Origin of the sequence: Bradyrhizobium sp. LA6.8 (assembly GCF_040547935.1) — a bacterium.
GTDB classification, from domain to species: Bacteria; Pseudomonadota; Alphaproteobacteria; order Rhizobiales; family Xanthobacteraceae; genus Bradyrhizobium; species Bradyrhizobium barranii.
Window position 1 is genome coordinate 1184038 of record NZ_JBEPQQ010000003.1, and the last position, 25486, is coordinate 1209523.

Consider the following 25486-nt stretch of genomic DNA (forward strand, 5'->3'; position numbering starts at 1 on the left):
TCTCTAGTTCTTCGCGTCGCCGCTCATGACGTCGCCGAACAAATGCCAATTCGCCCCTTCGAAGCGCATCAACTGCCATTGCTTGACCGGTGCGAAATCGCCCGGCGAGGTGTTGAGGCGAATGCCGGGAAGCAGCATTCCCAATTCGACGTCCTTCAGACCGGCGGCGTGCCGCATCACGCTGTCGCGCGTGAGATCGTCGCCGCATTGCTTCAGCAGATAGACCAGCGCCTGCGCCGTGTTGTAACCGTTCACGATCAGCGTATCGCTGCGATCAGCACCGGGAAAATAGCCGTCCAGGAATCCGCTGAGATCCTTGAAGCCGGTATCGTCCTTCCATGCCGGATCGTTCGGGTCCTTGAAGTAGGCCGCCGAGATCAGCCCCTGCGCGTTCTCGAATCCTGCGGGCTTGATCACGCTGCCGATCGAGGCCGAGACGTAGCTGAGAAAGTGCAGCGGCTTCCAGCCGAGCTCCGACACTTTCTTGATCGCCTGCGCTCCAAATTTCGGCGTCGCAATGTCGAACAATACGTCGGCCCCGGTCGATCGCAGCTTGATTAGATGGGAGTCGATGGTCGGCTCCGACACGTCGAACGCCTCTTCCGCCACGATCATTGACGCGGCCTTGTCGCCGAGACCCCGCTTGATCCCCTTGAGATAATCTTTCCCGAAGTCGTCGTTCTGGAACAGGATCGCGACCTTCGCACCGGGACGCTGCTCCAGCACAAATTTGGCGTAGATAAAGCCTTCGGTTTCGTAGCTCGGGGTAAATCCCATCGTCCAGGGGAAGTTCTGCGGATCGTTCCACTTGGCCGCCCCGCTCGATACGAAAAGCTGCGGCACTTTCCGGGCGTTCAGATATTTTTGTACGGCCGAGTTGGCCGCGGTGCCCATCGCGTTGAAAACCAGCAGAACCTCGTCGCTCTCGACCAGCCGCCGCGTCTGCTCGACCGTCTTGGGCGGCGAATAGGCGTCGTCATAGGACAAGAAGACAATGCGCCGCCCGTTGATGCCACCTTCCGCATTGATCTTGCGGAAATAAGCCTCCTCGGTCTTGGCGACCATGCTGAAGGCGGAGGCCGGACCGCTATAGGGCGACGTGTTGCCGATCCTGATCTCAGTGTCACTGACGCCCGGGCCGTATTTCTTCTCGTCGGCCACAGCTTGTGTCGCGAGCACGCCGGCCAGGATCAGCGCGGTGGCCCACGCAACACCGCGACTGCTGACTCCTCGCGAGGTCCAATGGCCCGATCGGCCGGCGCTGCAAACCACGGCATCACTCCCCGTCGGCACACCCGGCGCCAACCGCTTCTATTTCGTACACTTGTGTACTATATGATGAAACATCTTTGCAACCGCCATTGGCGCAATCGTGAACGGTCGCGCCGGCATACGTGCTGAGCCCAGCTAGGGAGGACGCCTTGAACCTCGAAGCCGTCAAGAATTTCCGTTTTGAACCTGTCACGCATAGTTATTCTCGCCGTGACACGATGCTGTACGCGCTGGGGCTCGGATATGGTTCCGAACCGCTCGACCCGGCGCAGCTCAATTTCGTGTACGAGCGCGACCTGCACGCGGTGCCTTCGATGTGTTGCGTACTGGCGCATCCCGGCTTCTGGGCCAAACGGCCGGAGCTCGGCATCGATTGGCTGAGACTGCTGCACGGCGAGCAAAGCTTCGAGATCCATCATCCAATTCCGCCGGAAGGAACGGTCACGGCCAGACACGAGATCGCAGCGGTGGCGGACAAGGGCACCGGCAAAGGCGCCATTCTTCACCTCGTCAAGACGCTCAACGACGCTATCGCAGGCGTGAATCTGGCAACCATCCGCAGCGTACTGTTCCTGCGTGGAGACGGCGGCTGCGGCAGCTTCGGCAGCGTTCCAACCGAGGCCAGCGCCCTGCCCGAACAAATGCCCTCGCAAACCCTGGACATCGCTACGCTGCCGCAAAGCGCGCTGATCTACCGGCTGAGCGGCGACTACAATCCGATTCATGCTGATCCCGAGGCAGCCGCGAGGGCTGGCTTTGAACGACCGATCCTGCACGGCCTGTGCACGCTCGGCATCGCAACGCGCGCGGTTCTCGCAACACTTGCGAATGGCAGGCCCGATCGTCTCGGATCGCTGTCGGTCCGCTTCAGCCGTCCGGTGTTTCCAGGCGAGACGATCCGCACGGAGCTCTTCACCATCGGCGGCCAGATCCGTTTCCGGTCCCAGGTGGTCGAACGCGATGTCGTCGTGCTTGATCGCGGTACGATCGCCTTGCGCGATTGAGTTATTTCTTCTCGATCTTCGCAATCTCGACGATTTCGGCCCAACGCCGCGTGTCGGCCTCCTCGAACTTTCCGAGTTCATCCGGGCCGGCCGGAAACGGCTTGGCGCCCACGGACTCCAGATAGGCCGCGGTGTCCTTGTTGTTGACGAAGCCGAGCACGATTTGACTGAGCTTCGCCACGATATCGGAGGGCGTCCCGGACCGCACGAAGACTCCCACCCAGGCGCTCAGCTCCGCCCCGGACAGGCCGCTCTGTGCGAGCGTCGGAACATCAGGCAGGCCCGCAAGCCGCTCGCCGCTCGTCACCGCAAGCACCCGCAACCGGCCATCCTGGATCAGCCCCTGCGCACTGGCGGGATCGGCGAAGACGCAGTCGACCTCGCCCGCCAGCACGTCCGTGAGCGCCTGCGGCATGCCGCGGTACGGAACATGCTGCATCTCGATGCCGGCGCGGGAACGAAACAGTTCTGCCGCACCCCGGCTCGACGTGTTGCCGCTGCCGAACGAAAGCGGCTTTTGCCGCGACTTCGCCAGGGCGATGAAATCGGCAACGGTCTTCGCCGGGAATTCCGGCTTCACCGCCAGCATCATCGGAATTGTCATGATCCCGGCCACCGGCGCGAAGTCCGCCTTGGGATCGTAGGGCATCGCGTTGAACAGGTTGATGTTGGCCGCCTGGGTCGAGTTCGTGGTGACGAACACGGTGTAGCCGTCGGCCTCCGCCTTCAAGACCGCGAGCGCGGCAAGATTGCCGTCGGCGCCGGGCTTGTTCTCGACCAGAACCGTCACGCCTGTCTCGATGCGAATGCTTTCGGCCAGGCGCCGCGTTACGGCGTCCGTTGCGCTGCCCGCGGGGAACGGCACGATCAGGTTGATGCGGCGCGACGGGTAGGATTCCGCCAACGCCTGCTGCCAAACCACCGTTCCGGTCAATGCGGCAACAAGCCATACCGCGATTGCAATGCGAAGCCGCATGGATACTCCTGAAGTCCGAGACGCTTGACGTGTCCACGCTGCGGTTCGGCGCGAACCACTATCCCGATTTGTTCTAATCGTACTCTACTTTACTATTCCTGAGAACATTCGTTTGCAGGCTGAGCGTCAGCTTCTTGGTGCGCCGCGTTGCAGGTGATCTCTGAAGAGTGACCTATCCGTACGGTTCCGACTCGCCGCTGGTCCGGCTCAGCTCGACACGATCAATCTGCGCAAAGCGCCCGTCGTCAATCTCAAGGTCCACCGCAAAATGCATGGGATCGGCATGGCCAGAGATCACATTCGGGAAATGCCAGCTCGCGGTGCCCACAATTTCCTCGCCGGCAAGCACTGCGATCTTCAGCGGATGACGCGCGCCAACGCCACGTGCGCTCTGGTAGCCGTCGGCGATGCAATAGAGTTCGAGCCGCACCTTGTTCTCGGCCAGGCGCTGAACCGACAACTCGATCTCGCAAAATCCAAAGGCGGGATCATCTTGTGAGCCCTCGGCGTAGAAATAGAACGCCCCGATCTTGCCGTGCGAGCAAGGGCCGAGCTTGCGGTCCTTCGGCACCTGCGGATCCGGCCGCGCCGGCGTGCGCGGCGGCAACGGCCCGAACGAGCAGAACTGGCGGTAGGAATAGCAGCTTCCCAATATTCCCTCCCGTTAGCCCTGGCCGAGCCCGAACAGCAGCCTTGCATTGGCGGAAAGAGTTTCGCGGCCAACAGACAAGGCCTGCTCGGCGAACTGCGCAGGCTTGTCCTGCCTGATCGTGAACGGATAGTCCGACCCGACGACGAGCCGGTCCTCGCCGACCTTGTCGGCCAGATATTGCAGCGCCGGCCCGTCATACAGGATCGTGTCGTAGTAGAAGGATCGGGCGATCTCGGTTGGATCCTTTGCGAACAGACTCTGCAACGGCGGGCCCATCGCATAAGCGTGACGCAATCGCGGCAGCAACCAGGACAGCGCGCCGCCGCCATGGCTGAGCAGTATCCGTAGGTTCGGAAAGCGCTCGAGCACGCCATGGGTCATCAGCGACACCGCGGCGAATGCCGTCTCCAGCGGAAACGCCGCCACGGCCGCAAGCTCCGGACGGCCACCCATCCGATCGAGCCCGAGCGGATGCAGCGGATGGATCATGAGTATCAATCCGGCGTGCTCCACCGCCGCATAGACATCGTTCAGGCGTGCATCGCCGAGCGCCATGCCGTTGATATGCGTTCCGATCTCGATACCGCGCAGGCCGAGTGACTTGACGCTGTCGATGCGACGCACCGCAAGCGCAACATCCTGCATAGGCACCATCCCGATCCCGAAGAAATGCCGGGGATGATCGGCGCAGAGCGTCGCGATCCCCTCATTCACGTAGCGACAAAGCGCGTCAGCGTCGTCAGGCGGAAACCAATGCGACAGCAGTTCCGGCATCGGTGAGACAACCTGCACGTCGACGTCGTCGAGCGCCATATCGTCAAGCCGACGGCGCGCATCCCAGCTGCGGGAATCGATTATCCGAAATACCTTGCCGCCGACCATGACGGCGGCGGAAGTGTCCCTGTGCTCGATCGACAGCCAGAGCGGATTGCGACCCGGCGCCGCCGGGATGTGCCGCGGAACGAAATGGGTATGGGTGTCGATCGCTTCGACCAAGACGTTTCCTCGATGTCTTTTTGCGGCGCACGCTCCGACAAGAACCCAGCCTAGGCGTCGGACCAACTTACAAGCAGGTTGGACTGTTTTTATTTTCTATGCAATCCTATATTCGTATGCTAGTGCACGATCAAACAAGACGCCGTCGACAGTGCATCAGGGAGCGAAGCAAGCGTGGCGCGAACGATCGAGAACATCGTGATCGCAGGAGCCGGCCAGGCTGGCGCGCGTGCCGCGGAAGAGCTGCGGGCGCGCGGTTTCAAGGGCGCCATCACGATGATCGGCGACGAGCCCCACCCGCCTTACGAGCGGCCGGAGCTGTCCAAAGCAATGCTGCACTCCCCGGACACGCCGATCGCCTATATCAAGCAGGCTCGGGACTGGAGCTACGTCCTGGACATTCGGCTTGAGACCGGCGCTGCGGCTGTCGATTGCGATACGGGTCGCCGCATCGTGTCCACCGCCGACGGCCGGAGCTTTCCTTTTGACCAGTTTCTGCTCGCAACCGGCACAAGACCGCGGCGGCTCGCCGCGCTCGAGGGTGCATCACTTGACGTCCAGTATCTCCGCAACGTCGAGGACGCATTCCAATTTCGTCGCCATATCGCGGCGCGCTCGCGCATCGTCATCGTTGGCGGTGGTGTTATCGGCCTGGAAGCAGCCTGCGCCGCGGCCAAGAGCGGCTGCCACGTCACAGTGATTGAAAGCGAAGCGCGGCTGCTCGCGCGCGCATTCCCGGCGCCGATCAGCGATCTCGTCGCGGACAAGCACCGCAGCCACGGCGTCGCATTCGTGTTCAGCGCAACAGTGACCGGCAGCACATCCCATTCCGTTCAGCTGAGCAACGGCACGGAAATCGTCGCCGATCTGGTGCTGGTCGGCATCGGCGTCACCCCGTCAAGCGAACTCGCCGCCCGGCTCGGCCTGCCCACCGTCGACGGCATTGCGGTCGACGCTTGCGGCCGCACCGCCGTTTCAGACGTCTTCTGTGCCGGCGACGCCGCCCTGCAATGGAGCCGATGCCATGGCCGCGCGATCCGCGTCGAGACCTGGGCGAATGCACAGAACCAGGCCATTGCAGTGGCGGCCAACATGATTGGTGAGGTCAACGCCTACAACGACCCGCCATGGTTCTGGACCGACCAGTATGACCTCAACATCCAGGTCGTCGGCGACATGCGCGATGCCGACCACATCGCGCGTGGCGATCCGGCCAGCGCAAAATTCTCGATCATCGCCATGCGCGGCACCGAGGTGGTCGGCGCGCTCGCGGTGAACGCCGCCAAGGATATGGCGATGCTGCGGCGGATCATCGCCGCCAACGCCAAGCCGCTGCGCGCCTATCTGGAGTCGCCCAGTTACGACCTGCGCGCCGCGTTGAAAGCCCAATGACAAATTCGAGGGAGGGACTGCGATGAATGCGTTCCAACGAATGAACACCGCGCTGATGGTCGACGAGAGCAAGCAGATCTTCAAAGTGTCGCGTCAGGCCTTCGTCGATCCCGACATCCTCGAAGCCGAGCGCGCGCGCATCTTCGACAAGTGCTGGCTCTATCTCGGCCATGCATCCGAACTGCCCAAGCCCGGCGACTTCGTCACCCGGCAAGTCGGCGGCCGCAGCATCCTGTTCGCGCGCGATGCCAAGGGGACCTTGCGCGCCATGTTCAACACCTGTTCGCATCGCGGCGCTCAGGTCTGCCGCGAGAAGCACGGCAACGCAAAGTCGTTCCAGTGCTTCTATCACGGATGGGTGTTCGGCCTGGACGGTGCGCTGCGCAGCCAGCCGGGCGAGGCCTCCTACGCGCCCGACTTCAAGGAGCGCGGCACGTCCAACATGCAGCAGGTGCCACGGTTCGAAACCTTTCGCGACTTCTGCTTCGTCTGCTTCGACAAGAATGCCGAGACGCTCGACAGCTATCTTGGCGCCGTGAAGGAATATCTGGACATCATCGCCGACCAGGCCGAGATGGGGATGACCATCGTTGGCGGCACGCAAGAGTATTCCATGCGCGCCAACTGGAAGCTTCTTACCGAGAACTCGATCGACGGCTATCACGCGCTCACCACGCACGCGACCTACTTCGATTACCTGAAGGCCACCAATGGCGGGCTGGCGCCGGTGCCGCTGGAAGGCGCCGCGCGCGATCTCGGCCGTGGACATGCCGTGCTGGAGTACAAGGCGCCGTGGGGACGTCCCGTAGCACAATGGGTCCCGATGTGGGGCGACGACGGCAAGCGTGAGATCGACCGGCTTTACCAGGGCCTGATCACCCGCTACGGCGAGGAGCGCGCCAAACGGATCGCGCTCTACAATCGCAACCTGTTTGTCTTCCCCAACCTCGTCGTCAACGACATCATGGCGGTGACGATCCGCACCTATTATCCGCAGGCGCCGGATTTCATGACGGTCAGCGCCTGGGCACTGGCACCCAGGGAGGAGACCGATTGGGCACGCAAATACCGCCTGTTCAACTTCCTGGAATTTCTGGGTCCCGGCGGTTTCGCTACCCCCGATGATGTCGAGGCGCTCGAACAGTGCCAACGCGGCTTCCGTAACGCCACCGAGGCGCAATGGAACGACATCTCCAAGGGCATGGGCAAGGAAACGCCGGCCTATGATGACGAGTTACAGATGCGGGCGTTCTGGTCGAACTGGAATAGGCACATCTTCGCGGCGTCGGTGTGAGACAGGAGGCGCACATGCAGAATATCTCACGTGCCGATGTCGAGGACTTCCTGTTTGCTGAGGCCGAGCTGCTCGACGAGTGGCGCTTGCCGGAATGGCTCGAGCTGTTCACGGACGATGCGATCTACTACGTGCCGTCGACCGACGTTCCCGCCGATTCCTCGCCCGACAAGAACCTGTTCTATGTCGCTGACGACCGCTTCCGCCTCAGCGAGCGCGTCAAGCGGTTGATGAAGCGCACCGCGCATGCCGAATTCCCGCATTCGCGCACCAGACATCTCGTCAGCAATGTGCGGATCCGGGGCCGTAGCGACAGTGAAATGGAAGTCGCCACAGCCTTCATCACCTATCGCACCAAGGACGGCATCACCGACACCTATTTCGGCAGCAACCGCTATCGGCTGGTTGCGGAAAACGGCCGGCTGCGGATCAAGGAAAAGCGATGCTTGCTCGACAGCGACGGACTGCGCACGCAGGGGCGCGTCAGCATCATCCTGTAGGGAACGCCGATCGTGGACAAGAAGCTCAGGAACAATGTTGCCGTGGTCACCGGTGCCGCAAAGGGCATCGGCCTTGCGATTGCGGAGCGATTGGCGATGGACGGAGCTAGGCTGGTCCTCGCCGACCTTGACGAGGCCGGGTTGAAGCACGCCGCGGCGCATCTCACCAGCCAATTCGACGCGGAGGTTGCGACCCAGGCCGGCGATCTCTCCGAACAGGGCGTCGCCGAAAAGACCATCAAGCTGGCCTCCGAACGGTTCGGCCACCTCGATATCCTCGTCAACAACGCCGGCGGCGGCATCATCAAGCCGTTCGCCGAACACACGCCGGAGACGCTCAAGACCACGATCGACCGCAATCTGTGGACCGTGCTGTGGTGCTCCTGGTACGCGGTGCCCGTGATGCGCAAGCAGGGCTACGGCCGCATCGTCCATCTCGGCGCCGATTCAGTGCGCAGCGGGCTGTGGGATCATGCCGCCTACAACGCCGCCAAGGGCGGCGTGCATGGTCTCACCACCGGCATGGCGCGCGAGTTCGCCAAGGATGGCATCACCGTGAACACGGTGGCTCCCTGCGCGGTGAACACGCCGCAGATGGTTGCGATCACCAAGAGCGACCCAGCGCTTGCCGCGAAATTCGTCAGCGTCATCCCCATGGGCCGTCCGGCCGAGATGGAGGAAGTCGCCTCGATGGTCTCCTACCTCGCCTCCGCCGAAGCGTCGTTCGTGACCGGCCAGGTCATCAGCGTCAACGGCGGCAGCACCATGCTCTAGGTCTTGCTCATGGCTCAAACGGTCATTCTTTGCACTGCCGACGAGGTCGTCGAGGGTGAAATCAAGCAGGCGCCCCTGCCCGACGGCACCAATGTCGCGCTTTATCGCGTGGCCGGCACCATCTACGCCACGGCCGACATGTGCACGCATGGCGAGGCGTCGCTGGCGGAGGAAGGCATCATCAACGGCAAGATCGTGGAGTGCACGTTCCACTTCGGAACGTTCGACGTCACCACCGGCGAGCCCACCGGCATGCCCTGCGAGATTGCCTTGAAGACCTATCCCGTCACGGTGGTCGACGGGAACGTCCGGATTGAGGTCTGACATGCCGCCCCTCCCCAACCGTTCGCCCACCCCACTCAAATCCGCGCGCCGATCGCTGGCGCCGCCGCGCCGGCGCACGCAGGCGGAGCGGACAGCCGAGACCCGCCTGCGCATTCTGAAGGCCGCGGCCAACCTGATCCGGCGCCGCGGCTATGCGCGGTTTCGCACCGCTGAAGTAGCCAGCGAAGCCGGCGTCTCCCGCGGCGCCCAGCTGCATCATTTCCCGACTAAGGACGAGCTCGTCGTCGCCACACTCGAATACGTCTTCGAACAGGCGCAAATCGTCAGCCGCCGCCGCGCGGCCGCCGTCAATCGCCCGCGCGACCTGATCGAGGCCGTGATCGAGGATGCCAAGGAGTTCTTCTTCAGCGAACACTTCCTGGTGGCGATCGACATCGTGCTGTCGACCTCAACCGACCAGGCCGTGCGCAAGAAGATCCTCGACATCTCGCGCAAGGCGCGCCGTCCGGTCGAGGCGGCCTGGGCCGAGGCATTGGCCGCAAGCGGTGTCCCGAACGCGGTTGCAGCCGATATCGTCGCGCTCACGCTCGGCGTCGTCCGCGGCATGGCGCTGCGCACGCTCTGGGACAATGATCCCAAGTGGTTCGATCAGCTGTTCGGGCTGTGGCGGCGCATGATCAAGGCCTTCCTCGAAATCGAGCAGAAACGAGGTCGGCTGCGATGAGCAAGAACGTCATGAACCGGACCAACCCGCTGCTGGCATCGGTCTGCTACATCCGTCAGGCGGTCACCGAGCCGCAAACATGCGCCCGCTTCTTGTCCGACATCTTTGGCCTCGAGCAGGTCGCCGATCAGGGCGGTGAGCTCGCGTTCCGCTCGGACGATCGCTTCCGTACCGTGAGCCTCAGCCGCGATCAGGACGACGGCGCGAGCATCGGCATCGAGGTCTGGGATGACGCCGCGCTGCAAGAGATCGGCGACCGGCTGCGCCAGCAGGGATTTCCAGCAAGGTCGGCGAGCCCGGACGAATGCCGACGGCGATATGTGCAATCCGCTCTGCTGGCGAACGACGCATCCGGAAACCACATCGATCTCGTGACCCGCCCCACCCGCAGCGGCCGGCGTTACTTTCCGCCCCGGGATGCCGGCATCGTGCAGTTTCAAGGCATTGGGTTGCGCAGCACCGATCACGTCCGCGATCTCGCATTCTGGCGTCTGCTCGACGCTGCGGTGACCGACTGGGTCGGAGACATTGCCTACCTCCGCATCGACAATCTGCATCATCGCGTTGCGCTCTATCCGTCGCGTCGGAACGGCCTGCTCTACGCCGCCTTCGAGGTCGAGGGGTTCGATCAGATCATGCAGAACAGCTACTTCATGCAGGGCAGCCAGGTGAAGATCGTGCAAGGGCCCGGCCGCCAGTCGGCCTCACGTCAGATCTTTCTGCACGTCGAAGGCCCGGAGGGACTGATCCTGTCCTACGTCCATGGCATGAGCGAGGTCGGCGACAAGCCGCATCTCGCCCGGCAATTTCCCCTTGCCGCCACGTCGCTTTGCAATTGGGGCAGCGAAAGCAAGGGCGTGCCCGAACTGAGCGCGCAGACCGAGCCGAACGGGAGAAACGCATGATCCAGCTGAAGGATGTAAGCTACGTCCGCCTCGGTTCACCCGATCTGGAGCAAGCGGAGAGCTTCGCCACCGCCTGCCTTGGCCTCCAGATCACCGAGCGAGGCGAGAAAGCCCTGTATCTCCGGTCCGACGATCGTGCGCATACGCTGTGCTATTCGGAAGGCGATCCACGCGAGCAGACCGTCGGTTTCGAAGTGGAGGATGAAGCCAGCCTGCAAGACGCAGCGGCGACGCTGGAATCGCTTGGTCACGCCGTCCACGGGGGCACTGCGCAGGAGGCCGAGCAGCGCAAGGTCAAGGCCTTCATCAGCTTTCGCGACCCGACCGGCAATCACATCGAATTGGTGGTGCGGCCGGAGCGCAATGGACGGCGCTATTTCGCCAGCCGTGACGCCGGAATCACCGGCTTCAGCCATATCGGCCTGAATTCGACCGACCCGGCCCGCGACGAGCGGTTCTGGACCCAGGTCTGCAATGCACGCGTAAGCGACCGCATCGGCGACATTCCCCTGATGCGCGTCAATGCCATTCATCACACGATCGCACTGGTGCGCGCGCCACAGTCAGGCATTCAGCACATCAATCATCAGGTCGACAGCAACGATGACGTGCTGCGCTCCTACTATTTCCTGAACGACAGACGCGTGCCGATCGTGTTCGGTCCCGGGCGGCATCCGACATCGGGGGCCCGGTTCCTCTATTTCAAAGGGCCGGACGGCATGATCTTCGAATATTCCGTCGGTGTCGACGAGGTCGAGGACGAAGCGACGCACCGCCCCCGGCAGTTCGGCTTCGAGCCGACGAGCTTCTGCATGTGGGGCTCCAAACCGGCCGGCATGAGCCTGCCAGGCAAATAGACGGGATCAAGAGAACCGGCGGCGGCGAAGTCGTGATTCACGAGGGACTATGGATCTGGGATTGAGGGGCCGCAGGGCCATCGTGTGCGCGGCCAGTCAAGGTCTGGGCAAGGCTTCCGCCATGGCTCTGGCGCGTGAAGGCGTCGAACTCGTCATCGTGGCCCGACGGCGCGACGTTCTTGAAAACGCGGCCGATGAGATCGAATCGGCAACGGCCAACCGGCCTCGAACGGTCGTGGCCGACGTCACGAATAGCGAGGGGCGCCAGCTCATTCTCTCCGCGTGCCCCGATCCCGACATTCTCATTACCAACGCCGGCGGACCACCGCCGGGTGATTTCAGAAACTTTGACCGCGACGATTGGATCAAGGCGATCGACGGCAACATGCTGGCTCCGATCGCGCTGATCAAAGCCACAATCGACGGCATGATCGCGCGCAAGTTCGGTCGTATCGTGAACATCACATCGCACGCAGTGAAAGCGCCGGTTGCAATGCTGGCGCTGTCGAACGGTGCCCGTACCGGGCTGACGGGTTTTGTCGCAGGGTTCGCGCGTTCCGTCGCCGAGCACAACGTGACCGTCAACAATCTCCTGCCCGGTACCTTCGATACCGACCGGCTGAAATCCAACCTCGCGGCGCTCGCCAAGAATTCATCACGCGGCGTGACGGACGTAACGGAGGAGGTCAGGACCAGCAATCCGGCCAAGCGCTTCGGCCATCCGGACGAGTTCGGCGCGACTTGCGCATTTCTATGCTCGAAACACGCAGGCTATATCACCGGACAGAACATCCTGATCGACGGTGGCGCCTACCCCGGCACGTTCTGATCCTTCTCAAACGGGGGACCTCGCCGCTGCATAGTTCTCCATTGCCGACGGACGACCAAGCCCAGGCGCGACCATCGAAGCGAGCGCGATCACGCCAGATCGTAGATCAGCGCAGGAAATCGTGGAAAATTGGAGCGGGTGAAGGGAATCGAACCCTCGTATTCAGCTTGGAAGGGTTAGCACAACCCAATAGTTTCAGTGCTTATTCGGACAAATCGTGTCGAATGCGCTGCTTGAAACGCAATACTTTTCGCGCGCCGTCCGAATAGCCTAGGCCTTCGCCTGAGCCGCCCGGCTGCGGTTTCCGGTCTGCTTTAGCTAGGCTGTGTACTCATTAAGCGGCTGAGCGGTTAGGCCGTTGAGCCAGGCCTTGCGAGCATGCACGATCAGTGCATCGCAGCCAGCAGCTACGACGGCGCGCGCGAGCGTGTCGAGCGACACGTTTGGATCTTGGTCGTCGATGCCGATGCGACACTTAACGGTGACAGGAATGGCGACCGCGCACTTCATCGCATCGACGCACTCCGCCACCAGCTCCGGTTCTGCCATCAAACAGGCGCCCCGGAGCTTAACCCGAAAGGCAAGAGCCCCACTGGGGCGTCGCAAGCTGAAGAGGGACCAATAAGCGGCCGCTAACCGAGGCGGCCTTACTCTCTCACAGGATGCAAGTCGGACGGCTGTACGGTGAGCCGATAGGCAATCTCCCGGGAGCCGTCGAAGACCTCTAGGACGCGCTCACAGATCAGGCACTTGTAGTGCCCGGCGTTGCCCTTGCGGGATTCAAGTTCGATCCAGCGATATCCCGCCGAACAATCTGGGCACGTCACGTCGCCTTTCTTCATGTGACAGTTATGAGGCAGGCTACCGCAGGCGTCAAAGGTTAGTGTTCGTGTGGCGGAACGCTCGCTGGGACCAGTATGCCCGAATGGGAAAAGCCGCAGCGTGGTTCCAGCCCCCACTGCGGCATTCCCGGAACAACAAAAAATCTTGGTGCTCAAATCTCGCCGGTGTTCTTTTAATAGAACACCCCGTTCCGAAAATGGATTCCGTAAGAATACCGGCGCGCGAAGTTCGAGCATTGCCGTGAGAGGGCGAACATGGCACGGGCATGCAATCCAGCCCCAATGCTCCCGGCTGCCGATCCAATTGCGGATTAGAGCGCCGGGAGTGCTAGGCCCGCCAGCCCTCGAAAGCTTCGCAGGAAACTCAAATGAGGCCGCCAGCTGAGGCTGCCTACCTCTGCTCTTTCCTCGCGAGGGACGCCAGTCTATCGAGTTGGCCGGCCAAACCCACATAGCTTCGGGCAATGTTTTTCAGGACGGCGGCGCGATCCTTGGAAATGCCGCCCGCGCCAGAAAGTCTCTTGTAGTGGTCAGCATGTTCTTGGCACTCAGCACTGTTGATCAAAGTCTCAGCCTTCCTGTTGCCCGCGCGGGTCATGCGATCGCCCTTCCCCGCTGGCTTGCCCTCTACCATGTTAGGCCCCGTCAAAATCAGCTTCGGACACTGGGTTAAATACGGACAGCGCCGGCTTGAGTTTTGAAAAGGAACCACTACGGCGGCGAATATTTGAGTCGTCGCTGGCTCGCTGCCAGAGCTGGCAGAGCGGCCCCGACCTACCCCTTGATCCCCCCGCAGCGGGTCTCTTCGCCTTTGTCGTAGCTTCATTTTTGGAAAATCGTTCTGGGGATCCGATTCTGACAGCTTGCGCTCGCTGTGCATCCGATCCTCTGCGCCAACATCAATCGGATCGGCTCACTCAATCATACTGAGGCGTGTGCGAGCTGCCTCGCCTCACCGCACTTTCCGCAAGCGCGGGCCCTGTTGCGAGCGCGGCCCCACCCGGTTTCGGGAATGTCAACGTCTCGGCCAGCTCACCGCGCACCATCGTCACCTCGCGGCGATGCACCGAGCGAAGTCGCCAGCCCTGATAGTCTCCGTCGAGCTTCAGACGTAGCGTGGCCTTGCTCGTCTCGTCGACAAAAATTCCGAAACTCTGATCGCTGCCGACGACAGTTCCGACCAGCACAAGCCGCAGCTCGGCCGGCGGTGGGCTCGGCGGCATCGGCGGCGCTTTCGGCGCCGATACTGAAATCACTGGTGGCGGCGGCCGCCGCCGCGAGGCCGAGAAGATCGGCCGTTCGTACGTATCCGACAGCGCTGCGAGCGGAACTGACCAGAGCGGATTGCCGCGCATCGCCTCCCGCTTGATGGGATGCGGCGATGGCGCCGCGGGATCGACTTCCGGTGCCGACGTTGCGGGAGACTCCCAGAGCGGGCGGCTGGACGCGAGCTCGGTGAAGCCTGGTACGTCGATATCCGAAAAATCCGTCGGCAGCGCCGGGGTCGAGGCGGACACACTGAGCAAAGGCGCCAGCACAAGCGCGAGCCGCACCGACATCCACCGCGTCGCCTGATGCCCTCTCATGTTCCCCGTCATCGACCAGTTGATAGCAACGCGCAAGATTCTCAAGTCAAGAAAGGCCGCGGCCCGCGTATGCAATGCAAGCGGGACTGCTCGGGCAACGGGCGCCGAGGGGAGCAAGCTTATCGGTTGCCGATGTGACAGCCGTGCGAAGCGACGGTCACCTCCTTGATGCTTCCACGGCCTGTTGCGATTCCGGCACTGTGCGGCTCGGCATGGCTGTCGGGCGCCAGTATGATATTGTTGCCACATCGTCATACTCGCCAGCTAAAGTGTGGCATTGCTGTGATTGTGATGCGGAGACGTTGTAGTGCGTGGGGCCTTGTTGCGGGTGTTTTCCGCCGCCGCATCGTCCGCCCTGTGCGCGCTTCCGGCAGCGGCACACGAGCGCAACGCGGTCGCGCTCGCCGAACTCCCGCCGGTCACCGTTGCAGCGGCTGACATTCAACACCCCAAACAGCACGCCCGCAGAAAACCGCAGAAAGACCGCGGTCTGAGCAAACAGGCGGCCGCTCGCACGGACAGCCCGACCGAGAGTGGCGGTGCAACCGGCGCGGCGTCCGCCGACTCGCCCGCCTTGCAACCCACCGCCGCCAGTGCGATACGCATCACTGGCACGGAGGTGAACGCGGTCCCCTTTTCGCGGCCGGGCGAGGCGCTGGAAGTAGTGCCGGGCCTGATCGTCACGCAGCACTCCGGCGAGGGCAAGGCCAACCAATATTTCTTGCGCGGCTTCAATCTTGATCACGGCACCGATCTCGCGATCAGTGTCGATGGCATGCCCGTCAACATGCCGACCCACGGGCATGGGCAGGGCTACGCCGACATCAATTTCCTGATCCCCGAGCTCATCCAGTCGGTCAACGTCCGCAAGGGACCGTACTTCGCCGACCAGGGCGACTTCGCATCCGCCGGCGCCGTGGCGATCGACTACGTCAACAAGCTGCCGCACAACATCGCGGAGATGACCTTCGGCAGCTTCGGCTATCGCCGCGCACTGGCGGCGGGATCGACCGCCGTGGGGGCCGGCACGCTGCTCGCGGCAATCGAAGCGAACAAATATGATGGTCCGTGGGACGTGCCGGACGACGTTCGCAAGCTGAACGGCGTGCTGCGCTACAGCCAGGGTACCGGGACTGACGGCCTGACCCTCACGGCGATGGCTTATTCCAACAGCTGGAATTCGACCGATCAGGTGCCGCAGCGCGCGATAGACCAGGGTATCATCAACCGTCTCGGCTCGCTCGATCCGACCGATGGCGGCACATCCAGCCGTTTCAGCCTGTCGGGCAGTTGGGCGCAATCGAGCGCCTACGGACAGACCAATGTCAGCGCCTATGTCGTGCGTTCCGACCTGCGGCTCTTCAACAATTTCACCTATTTTCTCGACAACCCGCTCAATGGTGACCAGTTCAGTCAGCTCGACGGCCGCACGCTGGGCGGCTTCGATGCGCGGCACACGTTCGACTGGCGTTTCGCCAGTTTTGAATCGCAAACCCGCGTCGGTGTGCAGAGCCGTTACGACGACATCCATGTCGGGCTGTTCAAGACTGAGCAGCGCGCATGGCTTTCGACCGTGCGCGATGACCGCGTGCAGGAGGGCAATGTCGGCCTCTGGACCGATACGACCACGCACTGGAACGACTGGTTGCACACCACGGTCGGCATCCGCGAGGATTTTTTCGCCGGACACGTCTTCAGCGATACGCCGGAGAATTCGGGCAACGCCCAGGCGTCGATGGCGAGCCCCAAGGCCGGCCTCGTGCTCGGCCCCTGGTATAAGACCGAGTTCTACGGCAATACGGCCTGCACAGCAACGACATCCGCGGCGCGACGATCACCGTCGATCCCAACGACAAGACGACCGCGCTCGACCGCGTGCCCCTGCTGGTGCGCTCGCGCGGCGCCGAGCTCGGCATCCGCACCAAGGTGATCGAGGGTCTCACCAGCTCGCTCGCCGTGTTCGTGCTCGATTTCGACTCCGAGCTGCTGTTCGTCGGCGACGCCGGCACCACCGAGCCGAGCCGGCCCAGCCGCCGCGTCGGCTTCGAGTGGACGAACCAGTACAAGCCGTTGCCGTGGATAACGATCGATCTCGATGTGGCCCAGACCCACGCGCGCTTCACCGATTTCGACCCGGCGGGGGCCTACATCCCCGGTGCGCCCGCGTGGGTGGCCAGCAGTGCGATCACGCTCGGCGGCGACACCGGCTGGTTCGGCAGCCTGAAGGCGCGCTATTTCGGTCCGCGTCCTCTCATCGAAGACGACAGCGTCCGCTCGAAGTCGTCTCTCATATTCAATGCGCGCGCCGGCTACAGGTTCGACAACGGCGTGCGCGTGCAACTCGACGTGCTCAATCTCTTCAACGCCCAGACCAACCAGATCGAATATTACTATCTGTCGCGATTGCCGGGCGGGCCCATCGAGGGCGTCGCCGATCGTCATGTCCACCCGGCCGAGCCGCTCGCGGTGCGGCTGACGGTGGCGGCACGATTCTGATCGCAGCTGCACTGCTGACCGTCACAAATCCTGAAAAAATTTGACATGAAGCGGATGCTTCTGTCTGCGGAGGCGCGCTTTCGCGGCAGGAGTGACAGGAATGCAATCTGAACCGGACAGCACCGCGATCGCCTCGGCGGACCGGTTCACGCACGTGCTTCAAGACGAGGCCGTATTTGCGCGCGCACGTCAGCCTGCAAACCGCACGTGGGCGTTGGTCCCGATCGTGACGGCGTCGGGCTTTGCGGGCCTCGGCTACGAGATCGTGTGGACGCGCCAGCTGAGCCTGGCGCTGGGCACCGAAATGATGGCGGTGCTTGGGGTCATTGCCGGCTTTTTCGGCGGCCTGGCTCTCGGCGCCTTCGCGCTTGATCGGCTGATCCGCCGCTCGAAATCGCCATGGGCCGTCTATGCGATCCTTGAAGCCGTCATTGCGGCCTGGGGCCTGATCAGCGTCTGGCTTCTGCCGACGGCCGGCCGCGTGCTCGCCCCTCTGCTCGGCACCGAACCATCCCCTGCCCTGCTCTGGGTCGGCAGCCTGGCGTTGCCGACTCTCGCGCTGCTTCCGGCGACGGTGGCCATGGGCGGAACCCTGGCCGCACTGGAGCGGATGACGCGGCAAGCGCGCGGCGAGGCGCGCGTCACAGCAGGCGTGTATGGGGCAAACACGGCCGGAGCCTTGGCCGGCACGCTCGTCTCGACATTTCTTCTGATTCCAGCACTGGGATTTTCGGGAACGCTGCTCTGCCTCGCCGCTGTCAACGCGTTCTGTGCCGTCGGCGCGCTCGCGCTCGGATCGACCCGCAAGGCCGATGCCGAACGACCGCAGCCGGAACGAATTCGGGACGTGAGGCTCACCATCACCTTGTTTGCCACAGGCCTGCTCGGAATCGCATTCGAGGTCCTCGTAGTCCGGCTCGCTGCGCAGGTGATGGAAGACACCGTCTACACGTTCGCCGGATTGCTGGCTGCGTATCTGCTCGGCACCGCGGCGGGCGGCCTGCTCTGGCAGCGGACCGGGCGAGAGGCGAATGACGGAAATCTCCGCGGCCTGCTCGCGGCAACGGCTTTCGCCTGCATCACGACCGCAGCGCTTGCACCCTATGCCGGCCGCATGGTCGAGATCGCATCGTCTACGGACGTCTTCGGCGAACTCGTCATGGCGATTTCGCTCTTCCTGGTCCCCGCGACTGCAATGGGTGCGTTGTTCGGTCTGCTGGCGCAAAGGGTGAGCGATCAGCGCGGCTCTGTCGGATCGGCGGTCGGCATCAACAGCCTCGGCGCCTGCATCGCGCCGCTGGTGGCGGCGCAAGTCCTGATCCCGGGCGTTGGCGCGTGGACGGCACTGCTTGCCGTTGCATTCGGCTATTTGCTGCTGCTGCCGCCCGGCCGGTCGGCGTTGCTGTGGTCTGCGGTACCTGCGATGCTTGCGTTGGTCTTGTGGCTCAATCCCGCGCCTTCGCTCACGCGCGTGCCATCGGGCGGAAAGCTGCTTGCGGTCCGCGAAGGGCCGATGGCGACGGCCAGCGTCGTCGACGATGCCGCCGGCGTCCGCTACCTCGAGGTCAACGGGCATTTCCGGATGGGCGGAACGAGCTCAACGCGATCCGACTACCGGCAGGCGATGCTGCCGCTGCTGCTCCACGAAGCCCCGCAGCGCGCCTTGTTCCTCGGCATTGGCACCGGCGCCACAGTGGTTGGCGGAACGCAGATGCCCGGCGTGAGCGTGCGTGGCGTCGAGCTCTCGCGGGAAGTGGTGGACCTGCTGCCCTGGTTCGTCGATCCGCCGCCGGCCTCGGCGCCGCGGTTGACCGTGGCGGATGCCCGCCGCTACGTCGCCGCCGATACGGGCCAGCACGACGTGATCGTCGCCGACCTGTTTCATCCCGCGCTCGATGGCAGCGGCGCGCTCTACACGGTAGAGCATTTCGGCGCTGTGAAACGCCGCCTGGCGTCAGGGGGCATCTTCTGCCAGTGGCTGCCACTGTACCAGCTCGACCTGCCGTCGCTGCGTGCCATCGTCCGCGGCTTTCTCGACATCTATCCCGACGGTTCGGCCTGGCTCAATCACTACAGCGTCCGCACACCGATGCTTGCGCTCATTGGAACGCAAGGCGGCCGCCATCTCGATACCGGGGCACTGGCGGCGCGGCTTGGCAATCCCGCGATCGCACCAGCGGTTCGCCCGCTCGGATTCGAGGCACCGATCGACCTGCTCGGTCAGTATCTTGGCGGCGCGCGCGCTCTCTCCGCCTTCGCCGGCGAGGGCCCGCGCAACACGGACGACTATCCGTTCGTGACCTTCGATGCGCGGCGCAATGTCCGGGCACTCAATGCAGCGCCCTGGTCATTGCTGCTCGCTATCATCAAGGACATTCGGCCCGATCCGAATGAGCTGCTCGCTGACGGAGCCGAGCGCGACACGCTCGGCGCACGCCTTTCCGCCTACTGGGCCGCGCGCAACCGCTTTCTCGAAGCTGGCGCGTCCCTGCCGGGCGATCCCCGCGGCGCCGCCTTGATCGAGGCGGCTTCGCCAGGCCTGATCGACGCACTTCGCCTGAGCCCCGAGTTCGATCCGGCCTACGGGCCGCTGATGGGGATGGCAAGGTCCCTGCTCGGCTCGGACCGCGCGGCGGCCGCGCGTCTGCTACGCAAGATCAACGACGCCGCGCCGTCGCGTCGCGAGGCCAGGGACCTGCTGCTTCGGGAGTTCGGCCTCAGGAACGAGTGAGCGGCCGGCTCACGGCGTGAAGTTGATGCGATAGCCCCAGCAATCGAGATGATCGGGGATCGCGTTGAAAGCGATCGTGATCCGCTGCCCGCCGGGATTCCGCGGCACCTCATGATAAAGGTAGCTCGGAAACAGCACGAGATCTCCCGGTTCGGCTTCCGGCAGGACGTACTTGCCCGCATTGAACGGCCCCATTGCGGCAGTTCGCGTATGGTGGCGGAAAGAGAAATCGGAGCCGCCGGGCGGTCGCACGAACACCGTCTTGCAGGACGGGTGCGAGTCGGTCAGATAAAAAATGCCGGAGACGAAGCTGTTTGCGTGAGAGTGCAGCGTCTGGTTTCCGCCGGTCTCCAGCATGTTGGTCCACATCTCCTTGACGGTCCAGCGCAGCTCTTCGCCGAACAGCAGAACGCCGAAATCGACCAGCTTCGGGGCAGCAAGCTCGGCGATCTGGCGGAACAGCTCGTTGTCGCGGGGATCGGCAACATCCGTATGGAAGAGCTGGCCTGAGCGCAAATTACCTTCGATCTTGGTGCTCCGGATCGCAGCCACGGCGGCTTCGTTCAGAGATGGCGGGAGCAGCCGGGGCGAACGCAGGAGAGGAATCGGGAAGAGCGGCTCGATCTGGTCCATATCGCAATAGTCCACTTGGTCTTGAAACGCGGGCGAACAATGCGCGCGCAAAGATGACGCTGCGATGACAGCATGCAGCGTCTCGAGGGTCTCGAAAATTGCTACTCGTGGGGCCCGAGCACTTTCAGCTTTTCGCCCGGCCGCAGCTCGTGGCGCCGTTCGCGCACCTCGTCGGAGGCACGCGCCGCCATGTCGATGCATTCGTCGAACTCGCCATTGCCGGCCTCAACCAGCGCCTGATGCAAGTGCCGCTCGGCAAAGTAGCGGGAGAGATGGTCGGCCGGCAAAGCCACCGCCAGCGCCCGCGCTTCCGCGACCGCAGCGTGGCAATCCTCCCGAGTCGGTTCGTCGGAAGCGGGCGCGGCAGCGTCGGACGCGGCCATAGCACAACCAAGGCCGGCAATGATGCCCAGCGTACAGACGGTGATACGAAGCAGATACATGTCGAGGTGCCGGCCGAAACCGGCCTTCCAGAAAAGTGCGGCGGGACGCAATGATTGTCGCGTCCCGCCGGATGGTCTCACGTCCCGTTAGTGGTGGTCGTGATGATGATCGTCGTCGTGATCGTGGTCGTTGTCGGCGCGCTGCCCGAGCCGCCGCGCCAGTTCGGTGTTGGTCTCGACCAGGAGCTTCGGCGAGCCTTCCGGCCTGATGAAGATCGGATTGGCGTAGAACCAGACGTTCGAATAGGCCTGAACGTCGTGGGTCACTTTCTTGGCGCCGTTCACCACGTCGAGGTGCGCCGGGCACGCCGGATCGGTGCAGCTGACCTGGGCGTTGTTGGCATCGAGCAGCGGATTTCCAGCGGTGTCGCTGACATTCGGCGTTCCGTTCGGAATGTTGGTTCCGCGTGCGCGGATATAGAACGGCTTGGGTCCAGCGACGAACGTCGTCGTGAACTTCAGCCGTACGCCGTCACGATCGCGATGCTCGCGCTGCATCTGCGATGAGGAGATCTGCCGGGCTATGGTCGCCGACGAATTGTACACGATCGCCGCGCCGGCCGTGCCCGCGGCATTCGCCACCGCGTAGTTCGGCGCGTCGGGCGCAACGACGCCGGTGATCTGGCCGGTGATCAGATCGACGTGGTCGAGCGAGGGCTTGTTCAGCGGCTGCTTCAGGCCCAGCGACGCCAGCAGCGGATTGTCGAACGTGTAGGGACTGTTGTTCTCCTTCGGGACGGTCATCTCCATCTCGACCGTGATCTTTTCGCCGGGCCTCACGACCAGCGTCTCGCCCATGGTCTTCCAGTCGTCGCCGCGCGTCTTGGCGCGGAACACCAGATCCGGACCGATCAGGTCAGCGTTGACCGAGTAAGAGTTGCCCGAACGCATGCCGTCGACGACGTGCTGCGACGAGAACCGTCCGGCATTGGGAACATAGAGCTTGGTGTACTCGCCGGGGATGAAATCGGCCGTCGTGAAGGAATCGCGAGCGCCGCCGGCGCCGCGGCTGTGCCAGTCGGAGCTGACATAGATGAAGAAGTTACGGCCTTCGCCCAGCAGTCCGTCCCAGAGGCCGCCAACCTTCGCGGTGTAGATGCCGGCCATGCCGTACGTGCCGCCGCCGACCGCGCTGGCGGTGTACGAGCCGGATCCGCCATTGGCGCCGCCTTCGGCGAAGTGACCGGGCGATTCGATGCCGAACGCAACCGTCGGGCCCGCGTTGTTGAAGTCGCGGAAGTGCTCGATGTTGTAGCCGCGGTTGGCGGTCGCACTGAACGGCCCCTGGCGTTCGGTGTGAGTCGGGATGACGTAGGATTGCAGCGGATAGTTGGTCTGCAACCACTTGATGCCCGTGATCGCCTTCTGGTGGCCCGCGGTGCCGGTGTTGTTGACGTTGTCCTTGCCGGCCCAAAGCTGATTGCCGCCGGCGTCGATGACGGGGCCGATCGCATCGGTGTCGGCGCGGTCGAAGCGGTATTCGAATTCCGCCATCTTGTCCGCGTTGCCGGGTCCCTTCTTCCGGTGCGTCGGGTGCTGGCCGGTAATGACGGCGACGTCGGCGTGTTCATGGCCGGGCGCAATCCACTCGAGTCCCTCGATCAGCACCTTCTCGTACTGCGACGAGCGATTGACGATGGTCGGATACTCGATCTCGCGGATCGACTGCCAGCGCCACATCTGCGCGCCGGTGCCGCTGCCGTTCGGGGTGCCCTTCAGGCTGGAGATCGTGATTCCGTCGATGGTCTGGCCGAGCGTCTGGCTCCAGGTCGTGGTGGTCTGCCCCGGAAGGTTGGCGCTGGTGTCGCTGAAGCGGCAGTCACGGTTGCCGGAACCGCCGTGGTTGCCGAGCGTGAACCAGTCGAGGTCGAAATTGTTTCCGCCGGCGGACGCGGTGCCGCGCCCGACCGCGCGATCGATCGTATAGCCGGCGGCAACCGAGCCGTCCGTGCAGGTGTTGTGGTTGTGCATGTCACCGGCAACATAGGGATTGCCGCGACGGTCGTCGCGCCCAAATCCCTCGGCTGCAGCGCTCTGAGTCAGCGCCAGGGATGCCGACGCAGCGGTCAACAGGATCGTCTTGCCAGATGGAAACATCTATCGCCTCATTTCAAGTCAGTTATCGCGAAACGGTAGAGAGCCCGGGGATTGAGGATCATTGGCCTCAACTACGCCAGCGGACTCCCTGCAACCTCAATGATGAACAGAGTTCCGATACAGCTTCGTGAAGGATTTGTGTTCGCGCGACGCAACGCTGCACTTTCGTGAAGCATCTTGCCTCGCGCGCGCGGCCGTTGCATTTCCGCGTCACGTGAGCGATTGAAGATGACAGATGAAACGCGCTGCCGCATAAAGCGGCGCTGCGTGCAGTGAGAGTTTGTGACAACCGCATGTCAATGTCGGCGACACCAGTAGAAGCGCAATCTTTTCCGCCATCACGCACCGGGTCTCCGGCCGCGGGCGCCGATGTCGTCCGCGGTGCAGAGAAACGTTCGCTCGCCTCGACGCTTGCACGGTTCTTGCGCGAGCCGCTGCTGCACTTCACCCTGCTGGGTGCGATCATCTTCGGCATCGACGCCGTATTGCATCCGCCCGCCAAGGACGAGAAGGTCATCATCGTCACCAAGACGATTCGCCAATCCTTCATCGACAATTTCGACGAGGACAAGGAACGCACCCCTTCCGAGGCGCAGCTCCAGAAGATGATCGACAGCTGGGTCGCGAGCGAAATCCTCTACCGCGAAGGCAAGGCGCTGGCCGTGGACCGCGGCGACGAGACGATCCGCGACCGGATTGCCTACAAGATGCAGTTGCTGATCTTCGACCAGATCCGCGTTCCGCGCCCCTCGGACGAGCAGCTGCGCGTGTGGTTCGCCGAAAACCACACCCGCTTCGACGAGCCGGAGCGCGTTTCGTTCTACATCACCCCGCCCTCGGATCAGGCCACGGCGCAGCGTCAGCTCGACGATATCGTCGGGCAGCGCGAATCCGAGGAGCTACAGCATCTCACGCGCGCGATCCTCGCTCGCCCGGTCGCAAGTCTCGCCGCGTCCTTCGGCGAGGATTTCCGTGATCGACTGCTGGCGATGCCGGAGGGCGAATGGAAGCTGCTGCAATCCAAGGACGGCTGGCACGTCGCCCGGCTGGATTCCCGGCGGCCGGGAAACCTCGCCAGCCTCGACAAGGTCAGGGACGAGGCCGCCAGGATCTGGCACACGGATGAGACCCGCAAGCTGGCCTGGGAAGCGGTCACGCGGCTGAAGGCGTCCTATCAGGTGCGGTACGAGCCGTGACGGCGATCCGATATCTGCGGCCAGTGCTGCTGGTCTTGACTTTGGTGCTGGCTGCGCTCGTCCGGCCCTCGGCGCTGAATGCGCACGAGGCGGCGATGGGTGTGCTCGAATTCCGCGAGGTGCGGCCCGGCGCATTCGTCGGCCGCTGGAGCATCGAGCCCTCGATCGGCGCATCCCGGGTCGATCTCAAGGTGCCGCCCCACTGTTTTCTCCGCCTGCCCGAAATGAATTGCGGCCAGAAGGGGCTGGTTGGCTCGATCACCATCTCCAATCTCGGCTCCAACATGTCGGTTGTCCTGATCAAGGTCATCCCGATCACCGGGGAGCCGCGCAGCTACACCATTTCGACCGCCAATCCCGTCGTCTCCATTCTTGGCGCGGGCGCCCCGACGCTCGAGGCGTGGATCGAGCTGGCGAAAACCTATGTGAATTACGGGATCGATCACATCCTGCTCGGCGCCGATCACCTGCTGTTCGTGCTCGGCCTGATCTGGATCGTAGGCGGCGGCTGGCGCTTGGTGAAGACGATCACGGCCTTCACGATCGGGCACAGCGCCTCGCTTGCCGCGGCAGCCTTCGGCCTGATCGGCGTGCCGGAACGCCCGCTCAACGCCTGTATCGCATTGAGCATCGCGTTCGTCGGGGTGGAAATCGTCAAGCAGCAGCGCGGCGAGATCGGACTCACCGCCCGCTATCCCTGGATCGTGGCATTCAGCTTCGGTCTGGTTCATGGCATCGGCTTCGCGAGCGCCCTGGCGGGACTTGGGCTCGAACGCCGCCTCCTTCCTGCAGCGTTGCTGTTCTTCAACCTCGGCGTGGAGATCGGACAGCTTGCCTTCGTACTGCTCGTGCTCGCATTGATCTGGGCGCACCGACGGCTTGATGCCGTCGTGCCGCGCTGGGGCGAGGCCCTCCCGGCCTACCTCATCGGGTCGGTATCGATGTTCTGGTTCTTCGGCCGTCTGGCGCGCGTGTTCGCCGCGATCTAAGCGAGAGTCGCAA

General features: G+C 63.4%; 21 protein-coding genes and 2 pseudogenes. 14 read left to right on the forward strand and 9 right to left on the reverse strand.

All coding sequences use genetic code 11. The features are described from left to right. Nucleotides 1-3: 3 nt before the first annotated feature. Entirely contained in the window at nt 4-1194 is a 1191-nt protein-coding gene (locus ABIA90_RS19550) for an ABC transporter substrate-binding protein (protein WP_354118352.1), read from the reverse strand. Between the two features lie 227 nt (nt 1195-1421). On the opposite strand from ABIA90_RS19550, the gene ABIA90_RS19555 reads away from it, so the two are divergent. Continuing rightward, a complete protein-coding gene (locus ABIA90_RS19555) occupies nt 1422-2276 on the forward strand; it encodes a MaoC/PaaZ C-terminal domain-containing protein (protein WP_354117734.1) in 855 nt (284 codons plus the stop codon). A 1-nt stretch (nt 2277) separates the two neighbouring features. Here the strand turns inward: ABIA90_RS19555 and ABIA90_RS19560 are convergent, their stop codons facing one another. The 3 genes from ABIA90_RS19560 to ABIA90_RS19570 all read right to left on the reverse strand — a co-directional run bounded on the left by ABIA90_RS19560 (nt 2278) and on the right by ABIA90_RS19570 (nt 4900). Continuing rightward, nucleotides 2278-3252: a Bug family tripartite tricarboxylate transporter substrate binding protein gene (locus ABIA90_RS19560; protein WP_354117733.1), complete on the reverse strand. Its 975-nt coding sequence runs from the start codon at nt 3250-3252 to the stop codon at nt 2278-2280. A 172-nt stretch (nt 3253-3424) separates the two neighbouring features. Then, nucleotides 3425-3823 carry a hypothetical protein gene (locus tag ABIA90_RS19565; protein WP_354117732.1) on the reverse strand — a complete coding sequence of 133 codons (399 nt, stop codon included), beginning with the start codon at nt 3821-3823 and terminating at the stop codon, nt 3425-3427. 93 nt (nt 3824-3916) lie between these two features. After that, nucleotides 3917-4900, reverse strand: coding sequence for an amidohydrolase family protein (locus ABIA90_RS19570; RefSeq protein WP_354117731.1), 984 nt, complete (start codon nt 4898-4900; stop codon nt 3917-3919). Nucleotides 4901-5098: 198 nt separating this feature from the next. Here ABIA90_RS19570 and ABIA90_RS19575 point away from each other — a divergent pair, with 198 nt between their 5' ends. The 9 genes from ABIA90_RS19575 to ABIA90_RS19615 are packed head-to-tail and all read left to right on the forward strand — an operon-like array spanning nt 5099 to nt 12460. Next, nucleotides 5099-6292 (forward strand): NAD(P)/FAD-dependent oxidoreductase, encoded by a 1194-nt coding sequence (locus ABIA90_RS19575; RefSeq protein ID WP_354122471.1) that lies wholly within the window; start codon nt 5099-5101, stop codon nt 6290-6292. Nucleotides 6293-6314: 22 nt separating this feature from the next. Then, nucleotides 6315-7586, forward strand: a complete 1272-nt coding sequence (locus ABIA90_RS19580) for an aromatic ring-hydroxylating oxygenase subunit alpha (protein ID WP_354117729.1) — start codon at nt 6315-6317, stop codon at nt 7584-7586. A gap of 14 nt (nt 7587-7600) precedes the next feature. Then, nucleotides 7601-8086: an aromatic-ring-hydroxylating dioxygenase subunit beta gene (locus ABIA90_RS19585; protein WP_354117728.1), complete on the forward strand. Its 486-nt coding sequence runs from the start codon at nt 7601-7603 to the stop codon at nt 8084-8086. Nucleotides 8087-8098: 12 nt separating this feature from the next. Further along, nucleotides 8099-8860: an SDR family oxidoreductase gene (locus ABIA90_RS19590; protein ID WP_354117727.1), complete on the forward strand. Its 762-nt coding sequence runs from the start codon at nt 8099-8101 to the stop codon at nt 8858-8860. Between the two features lie 9 nt (nt 8861-8869). Then, complete coding sequence (locus ABIA90_RS19595; RefSeq protein WP_354117726.1) at nt 8870-9184, forward strand: non-heme iron oxygenase ferredoxin subunit; 315 nt, start codon at nt 8870-8872, stop codon at nt 9182-9184. A 1-nt stretch (nt 9185) separates the two neighbouring features. Then, nucleotides 9186-9869 (forward strand): TetR/AcrR family transcriptional regulator, encoded by a 684-nt coding sequence (locus ABIA90_RS19600; RefSeq protein ID WP_354117725.1) that lies wholly within the window; start codon nt 9186-9188, stop codon nt 9867-9869. After that, nucleotides 9866-10774 carry a VOC family protein gene (locus ABIA90_RS19605; RefSeq protein WP_354117724.1) on the forward strand — a complete coding sequence of 303 codons (909 nt, stop codon included), beginning with the start codon at nt 9866-9868 and terminating at the stop codon, nt 10772-10774. Before ABIA90_RS19600 ends, ABIA90_RS19605 begins: the two co-directional genes overlap by 4 nt. Continuing rightward, nucleotides 10771-11631, forward strand: coding sequence for a VOC family protein (locus tag ABIA90_RS19610; RefSeq protein WP_354117723.1), 861 nt, complete (start codon nt 10771-10773; stop codon nt 11629-11631). The genes ABIA90_RS19605 and ABIA90_RS19610 overlap by 4 nt, the downstream gene beginning before the upstream one ends. 49 nt (nt 11632-11680) lie before the next feature. Then, complete coding sequence (locus tag ABIA90_RS19615) at nt 11681-12460, forward strand: SDR family oxidoreductase (protein WP_354117722.1); 780 nt, start codon at nt 11681-11683, stop codon at nt 12458-12460. Between the two features lie 348 nt (nt 12461-12808). Here the strand turns inward: ABIA90_RS19615 and ABIA90_RS19620 are convergent. Both ABIA90_RS19620 and ABIA90_RS19625 read right to left on the reverse strand, forming a co-directional pair. Continuing rightward, nucleotides 12809-13021 (reverse strand): annotated as a pseudogene (locus ABIA90_RS19620) (tRNA-dihydrouridine synthase); the annotation flags it as partial. Nucleotides 13022-14219: 1198 nt separating this feature from the next. Beyond that, a complete protein-coding gene (locus tag ABIA90_RS19625; protein WP_354117721.1) occupies nt 14220-14888 on the reverse strand; it encodes a hypothetical protein in 669 nt (222 codons plus the stop codon). A 328-nt stretch (nt 14889-15216) separates the two neighbouring features. Here ABIA90_RS19625 and ABIA90_RS19630 point away from each other — a divergent pair. After that, nucleotides 15217-17384 (forward strand): annotated as a pseudogene (locus ABIA90_RS19630) (TonB-dependent receptor). Between the two features lie 100 nt (nt 17385-17484). Next, nucleotides 17485-20115 (forward strand): spermidine synthase, encoded by a 2631-nt coding sequence (locus ABIA90_RS19635; protein ID WP_354117720.1) that lies wholly within the window; start codon nt 17485-17487, stop codon nt 20113-20115. Between the two features lie 9 nt (nt 20116-20124). Here the strand turns inward: ABIA90_RS19635 and ABIA90_RS19640 are convergent, their stop codons facing one another. The 3 genes from ABIA90_RS19640 to ABIA90_RS19650 form a co-directional block, all read right to left on the reverse strand. After that, complete coding sequence (locus ABIA90_RS19640; protein ID WP_354117719.1) at nt 20125-20748, reverse strand: putative 2OG-Fe(II) oxygenase; 624 nt, start codon at nt 20746-20748, stop codon at nt 20125-20127. Nucleotides 20749-20849: 101 nt separating this feature from the next. Further along, nucleotides 20850-21242, reverse strand: coding sequence for a hypothetical protein (locus ABIA90_RS19645; RefSeq protein WP_354117718.1), 393 nt, complete (start codon nt 21240-21242; stop codon nt 20850-20852). A gap of 36 nt (nt 21243-21278) precedes the next feature. After that, complete coding sequence (locus ABIA90_RS19650) at nt 21279-23288, reverse strand: hypothetical protein (protein ID WP_354117717.1); 2010 nt, start codon at nt 23286-23288, stop codon at nt 21279-21281. Between the two features lie 293 nt (nt 23289-23581). Here ABIA90_RS19650 and ABIA90_RS19655 point away from each other — a divergent pair, with 293 nt between their 5' ends. Together ABIA90_RS19655 and ABIA90_RS19660 are read left to right on the forward strand one after the other, a co-directional pair. Continuing rightward, entirely contained in the window at nt 23582-24484 is a 903-nt protein-coding gene (locus tag ABIA90_RS19655) for a peptidylprolyl isomerase (protein ID WP_354117716.1), read from the forward strand. Further along, nucleotides 24481-25473 carry a HupE/UreJ family protein gene (locus ABIA90_RS19660; RefSeq protein WP_354117715.1) on the forward strand — a complete coding sequence of 331 codons (993 nt, stop codon included), beginning with the start codon at nt 24481-24483 and terminating at the stop codon, nt 25471-25473. The genes ABIA90_RS19655 and ABIA90_RS19660 overlap by 4 nt, the downstream gene beginning before the upstream one ends. Nucleotides 25474-25486 lie beyond the last annotated feature (13 nt).